A 12716-nucleotide genomic window follows, 5' to 3' on the forward strand; every position below is an offset into this window, starting at 1 on the left:
AATGATTGCAATGCGTTTAGTAAAGTTTTAATGCAATTCTTAATCTTATTTTACAGATATAGCTAACAATTTGGCATAGTAAGTACTGAAGAACCAAGTTATTTGATCCTTTTTTTACTACCAAAGATGTGGGGAAAGGTACTGGTTTAGGTTTATCGATTAGCTATCAGATTATTACCGAGCGGCATGGTGGTTCGTTAGAGTGTGTTTCTTCTCTTGAAGGGGGAGCAGAACTTATTATTACAATTCCAGTTGTACAACCCAAACAGTAATTTTGATTCAAAATGTGTGATTGCAGGTATCTGGAATATAGCGAGTATTTCTTCAGTATTGATTTTATCACCTATTTGCCGACCATTGGTCGGCAAATATTTTTCGATATGCGAACCGACCATCATAACTATAGTTAAATCCATCTCTACGGCGGGCTATTCGGCATCACGCTCCGATCACGTGCCCAAAAAGCAAGCAATCCTCACCCATACAACTTTCTGGCAAAATGTCTCTGATTCGCTGATAACTTCCTGTATTCTGGGATATCCGTTCTTTGTGGAGAGCCGAATGATTCCTATAGATATGAAACGACTCATCAAAAAAACCTCTAACCCAGTTCGCAAGAAAACAGAAATAACCCCACCACCGACTGAACCCATTGAGATGCCTGAGAGCCAAAATATTCCTGAAACAGTAATTGAACCCAATCCACCTGTGTACATTGAAGACTACGTTTCCGAATCCGAATACATTTCTGAACACTATCGCCCCCTACCCTCTGTGGGTAACTCCGGGTGGCAACCGTCTGATGTATGGCGCGAGTTGAGAGTTGATAATTTCTGTGAGTAAATTAAGCTCTGACTGAATAAAAATTAATATATATATCATGCTAAATTACCTTCACAGACTACATCTACGCTAAAATATGATGTTCCCATTCTGAAATAATGGCAATTGAATCGCTTGTGACTGTTTGGCATTATCAAGGTTAGACAACGAAATCCCCAACAACCTGATGCTCCGATTCTCCAGGTCAATTGATAAAAACACTGTTTTGGCTATCTCAAAAATCGTAGAGAGTTCACTGATGGGAGCAAGCATTGTCTTACTGCGCGTTATCTGATGATAGTCAGAAAACTTGACTTTCAGGGTTAATGTGCGACCTCGCGTTTCATTCTGCTCTAACCGTTGCTCACAAGAAAGGGCAATTTGTTCGAGTTCTTGTAACATTTGGCTGATATCGCTTAAGTCTTGTGCAAACGAGGTTTCTGCACCAATCGACTTACGAACCCGATTCGCCTCAACTGGGCGATCATCCTCTGCCCTGGCAATTTTGTAGTAATACTGACCAGCTTTACCAAAGTGGTGTGTTAGGTCAGTCAGCGATCGCCCCTTCAAATCTGCGCCAGTATGAATGCCAAGTGAGTGCATCTTCGCCGCCGTAACTTCTCCTATACCGTGGAATTTTTCAATCGCTAGCTGTTCTACAAATGCGATCGCATCCTCCGGTAAAATCACCGTTAGTCCATTGGGTTTATTCTGGCCTGATGCCATTTTTGCAAGAAACTTGTTAATTGACACACCTGCGGTTGCCGTCAATTTCGTTTCCTGGAAAATTGCAGTTTTGATGTGTCTTGCGATCGTAGAAGCGTAGGTGATATTCTGCTTGTTCTCAGTAACGTCCAAATATGCTTCATCTAGTGCAACTCCTTCCACTAAATCACTGTAGTGTTTGAATATGGCGTGGATTGCTGCGGAAACCTCTCGGTAAACGTCGAATCTCGGTCTGACAAAAATAAGTCCAGGGCATTTAGCGATCGCTGTTATTGAAGGCATTGCTGAGTGAATACCAAATTTTCTAGCTTCATAACTGGCTGCTGCAACTACGCCTCGCTGATTCGGGCTGCCACCGACAACTAACGGTTTGCCTCGGTAGCTAGGGTTATCCCTCTGTTCCACCGATGCGTAGAAGGCATCCATATCTACGTGAACTATTTTCCTAGTTCTAGCGACAGATTCTTGTCCCAAGGGTAGCTCCACCACAAACAGTCTTGCTTTTCACAGCATTTTCAAGGAAGTAAATACAATATCAATTTTATAGTACATCAGCACTAGTTTAGAGATAAAATTACCTGCTGTCGTTTTGAGCAACTGTCTCCTGAAGGGGTGTTTGAGGGGATACATAGTTTTTATGCCATCAAGCAAGCGAAAAAAGTTTTTTAAGTAGAAAAGAGCATACCTGGAATTGCAACTATATTAAATATTAAACAGCTCTAACTTTATTAGTTCAAAAACATAAAAGAACACACATGACCACTAAAATAGATTTTCAAGGGAATATGGATAACGCAAGCATTCCATTGAATCAAAACAAAGAAGAAGTATTTCAATGGAAAAAGCAGTGGTATCCTGTAGCAGTTGTGGATTTTCTAGATCCATCTCGCCCACATGCAATACAGTTATTAGGAAAAGATTTAGTCTTGTGGCGAGACAGTTTGAGTAAATGGTCTTGCTTTGAAGATTGTTGCCCACATCGACTAGCTCCTCTTTCAGAAGGGCGTGTTGAGTCTGATGGCACACTTTTATGTGCTTATCATGCTTGGCGTTTTGATTCGCAGGGAAACTGTGTGAGCATTCCCCAGTCGAAAGATCAGCAGACATCCTCTAAACACTGCTCAAATTCAAAGTCATCTGCAATTAGTTATCCAACACAAGAACGGCAGGGTTTATTGTGGGTTTGGGCTGAGTCTGGTTCTGAAGGACAGCTTGAAAGTCAATTGAGGACACCACGAATTATTCCAGAACTCGAAGAAAACTCCGACACAGTAGTTCATCTATTTTGGAATATACGTGACCTACCCTATGGATGGGACTTTTTCATGGAGAATGTAGCTGACCCAGCCCATGTCCCTGTTTCCCACCACGGTATAGTTGGCAATCGGTATAAAGATGCTAATTACTACGATATGCTTTGCATCAAGGAAATGTCTACTCAAGAAGGATTTTCTTTTGAAATTACACCGACTGCGCCCACGATTGAGCAAGCAATTCACGACTTCCAACCACCTTGTCAGATGAGGATTGTTTCTACTTCACGCGATGGTGGTAAGCTGATCTTGGCATTGTATGCTAGCCCTACACGCCCAGGGTGGTGTCGTCATATTGGCTGCCAGGTCTTAGTTAAGAACGAGATGGGTAAGACACCTAAAGGATTAGGAGTCTTTGGACTACCAATGCCAGCTTGGCTAGGCCATGTTTTGTCATCCTTGTTCTTACACCAAGACTTAGTATTTCTTCATTATCAACAGAAGATTCTAGCTAAACATCAAAAGGGCCAATGGGTGAACGCAGTTTATACACCCAATCCTCAAGATAAAATGGTCATTGCATTTCGCCAGTGGTTGGAGAAAAAAGCTGGAGGTAGTATTCCTTGGGCTTCAGGGTGTAATACCGATCTTCCCTTGCCCGAATTAGACAAACAAAAGCTTTTTGATGTCTGGACAACTCATACCCAACATTGCCAAGCTTGCAAAGATGCTTTGAAAAATATTAAACGTCTACGGGTGTTGGCTTACGGGTTATCTATATTATGCTTATGTGTTGCTGTAATTCTGGATGCAAGAGCCATAGCGGTAAAAGCTGCATTAGCATCTGCAAACCAAATACCTGCATCACTTTTAACGATTTTTCCTCATACAGGATTCTGGTGGGCGCTTGGGGGTGCAACATTATTTCTACTTCTAGGATACTTGCTTGATAAATTTAGTCGCCTATTTTACGTTTACGAGTTTGAACACGCACACAATGATTAATGAACTCAAGGTCAGTGCTAAGAAAATTTATTCAGAAGGCTCAGTTGGCAGGAGCGTCCTGCCAACTGAGCCTTCTGAATTCCAAATTTCCAAACCAAGTTGTACCCCGTTCGAGAGATGCCAATAGTTTCGCCTATTGCTATGACTAGCAGATCAGTCCAGAAATAGTAGACTTCGGCTCAAATCTTTTTTCTCCTGAAAACTCCAGTATCCAAAAATTGTACTAATTTCCTGTGCCTCTGGGCGATAAACCAATACAGTTGAAATCAGCCTGTTTTTTCGTAACTGTTCCCTTGCCTTCACAGAGGAACTTTCTTAACTGAACTACATTGAGCCAATTGCGATCGCTATTGCATTGGTTAATATACAGTCAAAACAATTCACGCATGATCAAGCTCATGAAATGGTTAAGGGAATCCCGTTATCTTTGGGTTTTAACTTGAGAATAAATGGCACAGCTTTCAATACCCAATCGGACACAGGTGTATAATTAGCAGCTTCTTCTCCAAAGCTAATAGAAAGCATATCTGTATGAATAATCCCCGGATTAAGGGGTATGGCAGCCATACCAGTTGGCAATTCTTGTGCCAAAGAACGAGTTAATCCTTCTATTGCCCACTTAGAAGCACAATATGGTGCAACTTGGGCTGAAGTCGAACGTCCCCAGCCAGAACTAAAGTTAACAATAATACCCCGTTTCTTTTTCACCATTGCTGGTACGAAATGGCGAATTATATTCGCTACTCCTTTGATATTGATATCTATAAGATCCGAAAATTCTTCAGATGGGATTTCCCACAAAGGTGCTAGATAATTGGTAATCGCCGCATTATTTATCACTATATCTGGCGGTTCATATTTTTGAAGTACGTCTAGTGCCCATTTTTTTACAAGCTGTTCATTTGCCACATCTACAGATGTGAAATCATTGGGCGCACTAAATTTGTGGCGTATTTTATCGAGCGCATCTGATGAACGGGCACAACCAATAACAGTATGCCCCTGTTGAATAAAACCCTCGGTCATCGCATAACCTAGACCTTTACTTATGCCTGTAATTAAGATGAGTTTAGTCATAACACTAACCTTGGCGGTTTCATGATTGATGTTTTAGTTGAGCAATTCGTTGAAAAAAGTAACCAGTTCCTCTTGCTGTAAGTATATATTCTGGATTTTCCGGCTCATCTTCTAACTTCAAGCGCAAACGTGAGATATGCACATCCACCACACGAGTATCTGCATGTTGTTCTGCGTTATAACCCCACACTTGCTGCAATATTTCTCCACGGTTAAAAGATTTGCCGGGATAGCTCATCAATAACTCTAGTAAGCTATACTCTACACCCGTTAATGGAATCCGCTCACCTGCTTTGTAGACTTGTCGCTTATTGGTATCAATTTTAAGATTGTCTACAACCATTACTCCCTTTCTTAGGAATAGCAGCAGTAGTTGTTCTATCGTTTCTTCGTCGCAGCAACGAGCGAATTCTTGACTCTAATTCCTTGGGAGAGAAAGGTTTCGCCATATAATCATCAGCCCCTAATTCCAGCCCAGTGATCCGATCTGCTACATCTCCCAAGGCTGTAAGCATGATGATTGGCACATCTGATTGTTTCCGTAATTCTTGACAGACACCGTAGCCATCCAGCTTTGGCATCATCACATCCAGAACGATTAAGTCAGGAGTTTCTTTACGAAAAGCTGATAAAGCTTCTTCACCATCACTAGCTGTAACTACACTGTAACCAATCATTTCTAGACGCGTCTGTAAAATTCGGCGGATGCTGGCTTCGTCATCTACTACTAAGATTGTGCCTTTATCACCTGATAAGTTTCTCAACGCTGTTCCTAATGAGCGAGAACTCTCAACCATCTATTATCTGCTCATTAGGAGTCAAAACCGCAAAACAATTTTGGTTCTTCAGTACCTGTTATGCTAAATTATTAGTTAAACATCAAAATTTGGCTTAAAAAATAAGGTTAAAAGCCAAAATTATTGCTAAAAACCTAAAATGTTAGTAAATAATGTTAATTATCTTGATAAATAAGGGTTTCAGGGTTTTATCAAAGGAATTTAGCATAGTAAGTACTGAAGAGCCACAATCTTGACCTACAGTCATGATCAAGAAGCGATCGCTTTAAGGCATCTGCACGAAAAAGAAATTTGTACTCAATTGATAAATTCTTCAGCAAGGAACTCGTATTTTCCATAGTTTTGCAGTAGAGTGTTTATTCGGTGCAATTATTAATACCCATTTTCTCCCAACTTTACTCATCCAAATTTTAAGCCAATGCCTTCGAGGGAACAGCCAATGAAAACTTCTAATGAGATACATACAAAGAAAATCATCAAAAAATCCGACAAGCTTACCCTGAGACAGATGAAATTAATCGAGGAGGCAGAAGACCAACTTCTTGAAGCTAATACTGTCAATTCTCCAGCCTCTGTGGTTGAGCTTGAGGAGAAACCAGTAGCGATTTCAGAGCCTAGAGTTCCTGACTATATTCCATTTCTTGATAATCCTCCAGTACAATCGGTGGGCAATTCCGGCTGGCAGATTTCTGATGTCTGGCGGGATCTGCGCGTGGATAGCTTCTCGAATTAAACCGGAACTAAAGCAATCGCCTGAGCAATTTTTGTAAACTATCTTTGCACCAAGTCAAAGTTATAGTTGCATTGTGCCTATAATAAGTTACGGCTAACTATAACTGGAAGTTAGCACCCTGTAAATGGTTATCGCTTGGATGACGCATCAAAGGCGATACCAAGACAAACAAAATTTATCGGCAGCGCAATAGTTTCTATTCTCGTTGCAAACATGCACCCTCCGCGATCGCATGTTGGGAAAGGAGTGAGCAGAGGAGCAGAGGAGCAGAGGAGCAGAGGAGCAGAGGAGCAGAGGAGCAGAGGAGATGGAGAAAGAACCGATTAAAAGTCATAAAGATTTGAAAGTTTATCAAATGGCTTTCGATGCCGCCATGAAAATCTTTGAACTCTCCAAAAAGTTTCCTGTTGAAGAGCGTTATTCATTAACCGATCAGATTCGCCGCTCGTCCCGTTCTGTGTGTGCAAATATGGCAGAGGCTTGGCGAAAACGTCGTTATGAGGCAGCTTTTGTAGCGAAACTGAATAATTGCGAGTCCGAAGCTGCTGAAACTCAGACTTGGATTGAGTTCGCTGTTAAATGTAACTATCTCTCTGTCGAATCAGGCAGAGAACTATATGGAACTTACAACCAAATTTTAGGTGGTCTAGTAAATATGATTGCTAACCCAACACCTTGGTTAATGAAACGTTAGCATTCTTTCTTTCCCTATCTCCTCTGCCCCTCTGCTCCCCTGCCTCTCTGCTGGGTTCGTGTATTTTAATCGTAGTTTATGTCGGATAAAAGATAAGGGTATCTTATTTTGTCTTGAAGTATTGTACTACGATGTAACTTAAAGCATAATGTGAGCAAAGTCTAGATTTAAAGGATTTATGTGCTGGAGTCGATAGTCAGTACCAAGTTGAAATCTATGTTTAAATGTTTTACTGGCGAATGACACTACTCTAGGTGTTGAGCAGTATTAAGGTTAGTGTGGCTTTGCTGTAAAACTATGGCTCGTGATTTATTCCACAATATTGTGAGGTCTGCATTAGAAAAAGAGGGTTGGGTAATTACAGATGATCCGCTCAATATTAGGTGTGGCGGGGTTGATGTTCAAATTGATTTAGGTGCAGAGCGACTTCTAGCTGCCGAAAAAGCAGGAGAAAAAATAGCAGTTGAAATCAAAAATTTTGTGAGTGCCTCAAAAATTTCTGAATTTCACATGGCGCTAGGACAATTTATTAATTATCGGACAGCATTGCGTGGTGAGGAGCCAAATAGAACCTTATATTTAGCTGTACCATTGGTAACTTATAACGACTTTTTTAACTTGTCTTTCATTCAAACTGTAGTTAATGAAAACAAATTAAAGCTAATTATTTACAATCTGGAAACTGAGTCAATAGAACAATGGACAAATTAAATGACTATCGGACAAAAGTTAAGCAACTCTTAACTAAATATCTTCAGTACAAGCCTAGTTACGGAGATGTAGAAGTCGAACAGATTTTTGATACAGAACATGACCATTATCAAATTATTAGTGTTGGATGGAATAATCAGCATCGGATTTATGGGCCAATAATGCATTTAGATATCAAAAATAATAAAATTTGGATTCAACAAAATACAACGGAAGCGGATATTGCTTTAGAATTGATGGAAATGGGTATAGATAAACAAGATATTGTGATCGGTTTCCATACTCCAAAAATGCGTCAATTCTCAGGATTTGCTGTGGACTAAAAGCAAAAATAATACTAGATTAATATATTTTTTAGGATAGAAAGTATCTAATTCAAAATGAATTACAGCGCAGATTTTTTACCACCCATTAAGTTAATTCCGATTGAGGATACCGCACTTACTAGAGAGACAGGAGGTAGTAAAAGAATAACAAAAACAACTGCACCAACCGATATTCGGTTGGTTAAGGTGCTGGAATTTTTACGCAGCAACAACCTTGCACTCAATAGCCGCAAGCTTTACGAACGTGAACTGAAGCGATTTTTGGCTTGGAGTGAGCTACACTATCATGAGCTACGCCCGCGTCACTTCGCACTATATAAAGAGTATCTGCGGGATGAACTGCGGACTGATGCAGGTAAACCGCTTTCAAAAAGCAGCATCAATGCAGGAGTAGCGGCACTCAAAAGCTTTTTTAAATGGATGTGCTATACGTACCCTGACATTATTGCTAGTAATCCCACACTGGGGATTAAACTGGAAAAAGTGCCACTGCCACCAGCCCAAAGTTTGACCCCTGAAGAAATGGAGCGGGTTTGGTCAGCTTTGGAATTGCTCGGAGAAACAAGGCAACGGGATACAGCACTCGTTCACATTCTCAGTCATGGACTCCGGGCTGGGGAAGTTGTTCAACTAAATGTTGGATCATTTGATGGCAAGCTGCTGTTTTTACCCGATACCAAAACGAATGAACCACGCTTAGTGCCATTGCGTCAAGAAAGTCGCCAAGTGGTGGCAGAATATTTACAATTGCGCGAACAGCAGGGGGAGGTTTTGACCAGCCTTAGCCCACTGATGATTTCACACCATGCTTCATACAAGGGCGAACGCCTGAGTTATCACGGGATTTACTTCGCTGTAGAAAAAATAGGTGAACTAGCTCACATTGAGGATTTACATCCTCACTCCTTTCGACATACTTACGCTACTGACTTATTGCTATTGGGAGTTGACCCCAGCCATGCACGAAAATTAACAGGGCATCAAAGCGAGAAAGCGTTTCGGCGGTATACCCTTCGCAGTGAGCAAGAAGCTGCGATCGCTGCTTACTATCGTGCAATCGGAGAGGAAGTGGAGTAAGGTATGCCCAAGCCACTCGATCCCAAATGTCAGCTATGTGCCAAACTACCAACTGCCCAAGCTAAAGTTTTACATGGAACAGCAGGGGATGGATGTTGGAATCCCAAAGTCTGCCACAATCGCCGCTCATTCTATCGCCACCGCTCCCAGAATAATTTAGCAGAAATTGATTCAGTAATAGTCGAACCACCAGCAACATATTTTGCAGTGCTGTATTTGTATAAAGAATCAGGGGATAAGCCATTGCACGCCTTGGGCGCAGAACTCTGGCTGGGACAACAGCCTATTTGCCGCTTAGAACCAATTCACTGTTTTGGGTTAACGGCTGGCAAGATCCGCGCCTATACAGATCAGGTGTTGCAGGCTTTTGCAAAACAATACAGTGTTTCACTATATCAATATAAGGATATGTTTGAGATTACCTCAAGTTACTGTCCAGTACGACCCTGCCCGTTACATCCAGAATCCTAGAGATGACCACATACCGCCAATTAACAATTTGGGATGTATTAGATGAGTTGTCCGAATCTCCACCAACTTCTTCCCTTGATGCGGTATGGCACTGCTTGGATACAGAACTACATGATTTACCTATTGAAACCCAATTATCAACCGCAGCGCTTGCCTTCAGTCAAATTGCGGATATTCTCAAGTCTCGTGCCGAAGTGCTGTTGCAAGATACCCGCGATCGCAATAGCCCAAAGGGGCCAATTGTAAGCACCGATCTCTTTGCTGGTTTAGTGCGGACTACAATGCACCTAGATTTAGATGATTTGATTGAACCGCAAACACCACAAATCTTTAAACCACACGGCCCACACCAATTTTCATATCCTACTGAGTTGGGTGATTCTGTAGTAGCACCTGTTGAAAAAGCGAATGTTTTGGCAATGCTCAATGAGGTGACAACTTTAGAAGATGTTCGCAATTTGGCATCAGATGAGGATGTCCAAAAATGGCAGAGCGCGATCGCTAACCACCTGATAAATGTCAAAGATGAGATTTCTTTAGTTAAACTGCAACGTGTGTTGCAAATGCCGATGGTAGAAGTATGGTTGGGATTATTACTGGGTGGGTTTACACTAGAACAGCGTGGTGATTTTTATCACAACCATAATGTCTGGGTGAAAAGCTCAGAAACTAGAACCAACAACATCCTTGGGGGCTGACCAGCCTTACAGGAGTCCTCTACTTCCTTTACAAATCAAAGTCAAGGCTGAAGGTTTGATCATCAGAATCCTCTTATTTTTCAATAGTAGATGGCTCTTTAGTCGGCTGAATAAGTTTGTTATCTTCAGTATTAATCGGGGTGAAAGCTACTTGTTGAGTGGGAAATGTACCCTTTCTGAAAGCAAAATAACAATCAATGATAAAGTAAAGTAGTAAATCTCATAAACTACTATTGTTTTATTTTAGGTATCCTCAACTAATTTTCTCATGATTTGAAGAATACTTAACACAGCCAATTACTGTTACTAATTTCAGTAATTACCTCTGGGTAAGCCACTTTTACATAGTACATAAATACTACTCAATAGTGATCGCACTGTGCCAGTTGCGTAAGTCCTGATCGTATCTAATTCACTAATAGGAGCAAGCATTGTCTTACTGCGGGTTATCTGATGATAGTCAGAAAACTTGACTTTCAGAGTTAATGTGCGGCCTCGTGTTTCGTGCTGCTCTAATAATGATCTTGATCGTAGCGATCGCTCCTGCTAACCTACTCTCATCACTGCCGCAATCTCCTGATATCCCTTGACAGGGTAAGTCATATTCGTGCGTTGCCCCCTGGGACTACTCAAGGGCAGCGATCGCTACCCAAAATCCAGCTAAGTATCTGCCAATTAAAAGCCGTTTTATGCCATCAGGCAAGGGAAGAAAGTTTTTTAAGTAGAAAAAAGCATACTTGGAATTGCAACTATATTAAATATTAAACAGCTTTAATTTTATTAGTTCAAAAACATAAAAGGACACACATGACCACTAAAATAAATTTGCAAGGGGATATGGATAACGCAAGCGTTCCATTGGATCAACAAAAAGAAGAAGTATTTCAATGGACAAAGCAATGGTATCCTGTAGCAGTTGTGGATTTTCTAGATCCATCTCGCCCACACGCAATACAGTTATTAGGAAAAGATTTAGTCTTGTGGCGAGACAGTTTGAGTAAATGGTCTTGCTTTGAAGATTGTTGCCCCCATCGACTAGCTCCTCTTTCAGAAGGGCGTGTTGAGTCTGATGGCACACTTTTATGTGCTTATCATGCTTGGCGTTTTGACTCGCAGGGAAACTGTGTGAGCATTCCCCAGTCGAAAGATCAGCAGACATCCTCTAAGCACTGCTCAAATTCAAAGTCATCTGCAATTAGTTATCCAACACAAGAACGGCAGGGTTTATTGTGGGTTTGGGCTGAGTCTGGTTCTGAGGCACAGCTTGAAAGTCAATTGAGGACACCACGAATTATTCCAGAACTTGAAGAAAACTCCGACAGAGTAGTTCATCTATTTTGGAATATACGTGACCTACCCTATGGATGGGATTTTTTCATGGAAAATGTAGCTGACCCAGCCCATGTCCCTGTTTCCCACCACGGTATAGTTGGCAATCGCTATAAAGATGCTAATTACTACGATATGCTTTGCATCAAGCAAATGTCTACTCAAGAAGGATTTTCTTTTGAAATTACACCGACTGCCCCCACGATTGAGCAAGCGATTCACGACTTCCAACCACCTTGTCAGATGAGAATTGTTTCTACTTCACGCGATGGTGGTAAGCTGATCCTGGCATTGTATGCTAGTCCCACACGTCCAGGATGGTGCCGTCATATTGGCTGCCAGGTCTTAGTTAAGAACGAGATGGGCAAGACACCTAAAGGATTAGGAGTCTTTGGACTACCAATGCCTACTTGGCTAGGCCATGTTTTGTCATCTTTGTTCTTACACCAAGACTTAGTATTTCTTCATTATCAACAGAAGATTCTAGCTAAACGCCAAAAGGGCCAATGGGTGAACGCAGTATATACACCCAATCCTCAAGATAAAATGGTAATTACATTTCGCCAGTGGTTGGAGAAAAAAGCTGGAGGTAGTATTCCTTGGGCTTCAGGGTGTAATACCGATCTTCCCTTGCTAGAATTAGACAAACAAAAGCTTTTTGATGTCTGGACAACTCATACCCAACATTGCCAAGTTTGCAAAGATGCTTTGAAAAATATTAAACGTCTACGGGTGTTGGCTTACGGGTTATCTATATTATGCTTATGTGTTGCTGTAATTCTGGATGCAAGAGCCATAGCGGTAAAAGCTGCATTAGCATCTGTAAACCAAATACCCGCGTCACTTTTAACAGTTTTTCCTCATACAGGATTCTGGTGGGCGCTTGGGGGTGCAACATTATTTGTACTTCTAGGATACTTGCTTGAGAAATTTAGTCGCCTATTTTACGTTTACGAGTTTGAACACGCACACAATGATTAATTTACTCAAGGTAAGT

The 12716-nt window shown here is 41.3% G+C and carries 12 protein-coding genes and 3 pseudogenes; 11 read left to right on the plus strand and 4 right to left on the minus strand.

Annotated features, from left to right (window positions below; genetic code table 11):
- Positions 1 to 89: 89 nt before the first annotated feature.
- Both ACYTXL_RS20820 and ACYTXL_RS20825 read left to right on the plus strand, forming a co-directional pair.
- A pseudogene (locus ACYTXL_RS20820) lies at positions 90 to 272 on the plus strand (ATP-binding protein); the annotation flags it as partial.
- A gap of 181 nt (positions 273 to 453) precedes the next feature.
- Positions 454 to 843 carry a hypothetical protein gene (locus ACYTXL_RS20825; protein ID WP_461926388.1) on the plus strand — a complete coding sequence of 130 codons (390 nt, stop codon included), beginning with the start codon at positions 454 to 456 and terminating at the stop codon, positions 841 to 843.
- A gap of 69 nt (positions 844 to 912) precedes the next feature.
- Here the strand turns inward: ACYTXL_RS20825 and dinB are convergent, their stop codons facing one another.
- Positions 913 to 2037, minus strand: a complete 1125-nt coding sequence (dinB, locus tag ACYTXL_RS20830) for a DNA polymerase IV (RefSeq protein ID WP_461926389.1) — start codon at positions 2035 to 2037, stop codon at positions 913 to 915.
- A 266-nt stretch (positions 2038 to 2303) separates the two neighbouring features.
- Between dinB and ACYTXL_RS20835 the strand changes: the two genes are divergently transcribed.
- On the plus strand, positions 2304 to 3806 hold the full coding sequence (locus tag ACYTXL_RS20835; protein ID WP_461926390.1) for an aromatic ring-hydroxylating dioxygenase subunit alpha: 1503 nt from the start codon (positions 2304 to 2306) through the stop codon (positions 3804 to 3806).
- Between the two features lie 396 nt (positions 3807 to 4202).
- Here the strand turns inward: ACYTXL_RS20835 and ACYTXL_RS20840 are convergent, their stop codons facing one another.
- Together ACYTXL_RS20840 and rpaB are read right to left on the minus strand one after the other, a co-directional pair.
- Complete coding sequence (locus ACYTXL_RS20840; RefSeq protein WP_461926391.1) at positions 4203 to 4883, minus strand: SDR family oxidoreductase; 681 nt, start codon at positions 4881 to 4883, stop codon at positions 4203 to 4205.
- 19 nt (positions 4884 to 4902) lie between these two features.
- Positions 4903 to 5680 (minus strand): annotated as a pseudogene (gene rpaB, locus ACYTXL_RS20845) (response regulator transcription factor RpaB).
- A 439-nt stretch (positions 5681 to 6119) separates the two neighbouring features.
- Here rpaB and ACYTXL_RS20850 point away from each other — a divergent pair.
- From ACYTXL_RS20850 to ACYTXL_RS20880, 7 genes are all read left to right on the plus strand, one after another.
- Positions 6120 to 6413 carry a hypothetical protein gene (locus tag ACYTXL_RS20850; protein WP_461926392.1) on the plus strand — a complete coding sequence of 98 codons (294 nt, stop codon included), beginning with the start codon at positions 6120 to 6122 and terminating at the stop codon, positions 6411 to 6413.
- 307 nt (positions 6414 to 6720) lie between these two features.
- Positions 6721 to 7107, plus strand: coding sequence for a four helix bundle protein (locus tag ACYTXL_RS20855; RefSeq protein ID WP_461926393.1), 387 nt, complete (start codon positions 6721 to 6723; stop codon positions 7105 to 7107).
- Positions 7108 to 7404: 297 nt separating this feature from the next.
- The gene (locus ACYTXL_RS20860; protein WP_461926394.1) at positions 7405 to 7818 is read left to right on the plus strand and encodes an element excision factor XisH family protein; all 414 of its coding nucleotides are present in this window, start codon (positions 7405 to 7407) and stop codon (positions 7816 to 7818) included.
- Positions 7806 to 8141, plus strand: a complete 336-nt coding sequence (locus ACYTXL_RS20865) for an element excision factor XisI family protein (RefSeq protein WP_461926395.1) — start codon at positions 7806 to 7808, stop codon at positions 8139 to 8141. Before ACYTXL_RS20860 ends, ACYTXL_RS20865 begins: the two co-directional genes overlap by 13 nt.
- Positions 8142 to 8198: 57 nt before the next feature.
- Positions 8199 to 9221, plus strand: a complete 1023-nt coding sequence (locus ACYTXL_RS20870; protein ID WP_461926396.1) for a tyrosine-type recombinase/integrase — start codon at positions 8199 to 8201, stop codon at positions 9219 to 9221.
- A gap of 3 nt (positions 9222 to 9224) precedes the next feature.
- Entirely contained in the window at positions 9225 to 9692 is a 468-nt protein-coding gene (locus ACYTXL_RS20875; protein ID WP_461926397.1) for a hypothetical protein, read from the plus strand.
- Positions 9693 to 9694: 2 nt separating this feature from the next.
- On the plus strand, positions 9695 to 10390 hold the full coding sequence (locus ACYTXL_RS20880; protein WP_461926398.1) for a hypothetical protein: 696 nt from the start codon (positions 9695 to 9697) through the stop codon (positions 10388 to 10390).
- A 312-nt stretch (positions 10391 to 10702) separates the two neighbouring features.
- Here the strand turns inward: ACYTXL_RS20880 and ACYTXL_RS20885 are convergent.
- Positions 10703 to 10894, minus strand: a pseudogene (locus ACYTXL_RS20885) (DinB/UmuC family translesion DNA polymerase); the annotation flags it as partial.
- 303 nt (positions 10895 to 11197) lie between these two features.
- Between ACYTXL_RS20885 and ACYTXL_RS20890 the strand changes: the two are divergent.
- Positions 11198 to 12700, plus strand: coding sequence for an aromatic ring-hydroxylating dioxygenase subunit alpha (locus tag ACYTXL_RS20890; protein WP_461926399.1), 1503 nt, complete (start codon positions 11198 to 11200; stop codon positions 12698 to 12700).
- The last annotated feature ends 16 nt before the right edge of the window (positions 12701 to 12716 follow it).

This window comes from Nostoc sp., assembly GCF_054880495.1.

What these genes read in the sequence shown, in the direction of transcription:
- ACYTXL_RS20835 (WP_461926390.1), top strand. Translation starts at nt 2,304, where the DNA reads ATGACCACTAAAATAGATTTTCAAGGGAATATGGATAACGCAAGCATT.
- ACYTXL_RS20860 (WP_461926394.1), top strand. Translation starts at nt 7,405, where the DNA reads ATGGCTCGTGATTTATTCCACAATATTGTGAGGTCTGCATTAGAAAAA.
- ACYTXL_RS20855 (WP_461926393.1), top strand. Translation starts at nt 6,721, where the DNA reads ATGGAGAAAGAACCGATTAAAAGTCATAAAGATTTGAAAGTTTATCAA.
- ACYTXL_RS20865 (WP_461926395.1), top strand. Translation starts at nt 7,806, where the DNA reads ATGGACAAATTAAATGACTATCGGACAAAAGTTAAGCAACTCTTAACT.
- ACYTXL_RS20875 (WP_461926397.1), top strand. Translation starts at nt 9,225, where the DNA reads ATGCCCAAGCCACTCGATCCCAAATGTCAGCTATGTGCCAAACTACCA.
- ACYTXL_RS20870 (WP_461926396.1), top strand. Translation starts at nt 8,199, where the DNA reads ATGAATTACAGCGCAGATTTTTTACCACCCATTAAGTTAATTCCGATT.
- ACYTXL_RS20840 (WP_461926391.1), bottom strand. Translation starts at nt 4,883, where the DNA reads ATGACTAAACTCATCTTAATTACAGGCATAAGTAAAGGTCTAGGTTAT.
- ACYTXL_RS20850 (WP_461926392.1), top strand. Translation starts at nt 6,120, where the DNA reads ATGAAAACTTCTAATGAGATACATACAAAGAAAATCATCAAAAAATCC.
- ACYTXL_RS20890 (WP_461926399.1), top strand. Translation starts at nt 11,198, where the DNA reads ATGACCACTAAAATAAATTTGCAAGGGGATATGGATAACGCAAGCGTT.
- ACYTXL_RS20880 (WP_461926398.1), top strand. Translation starts at nt 9,695, where the DNA reads ATGACCACATACCGCCAATTAACAATTTGGGATGTATTAGATGAGTTG.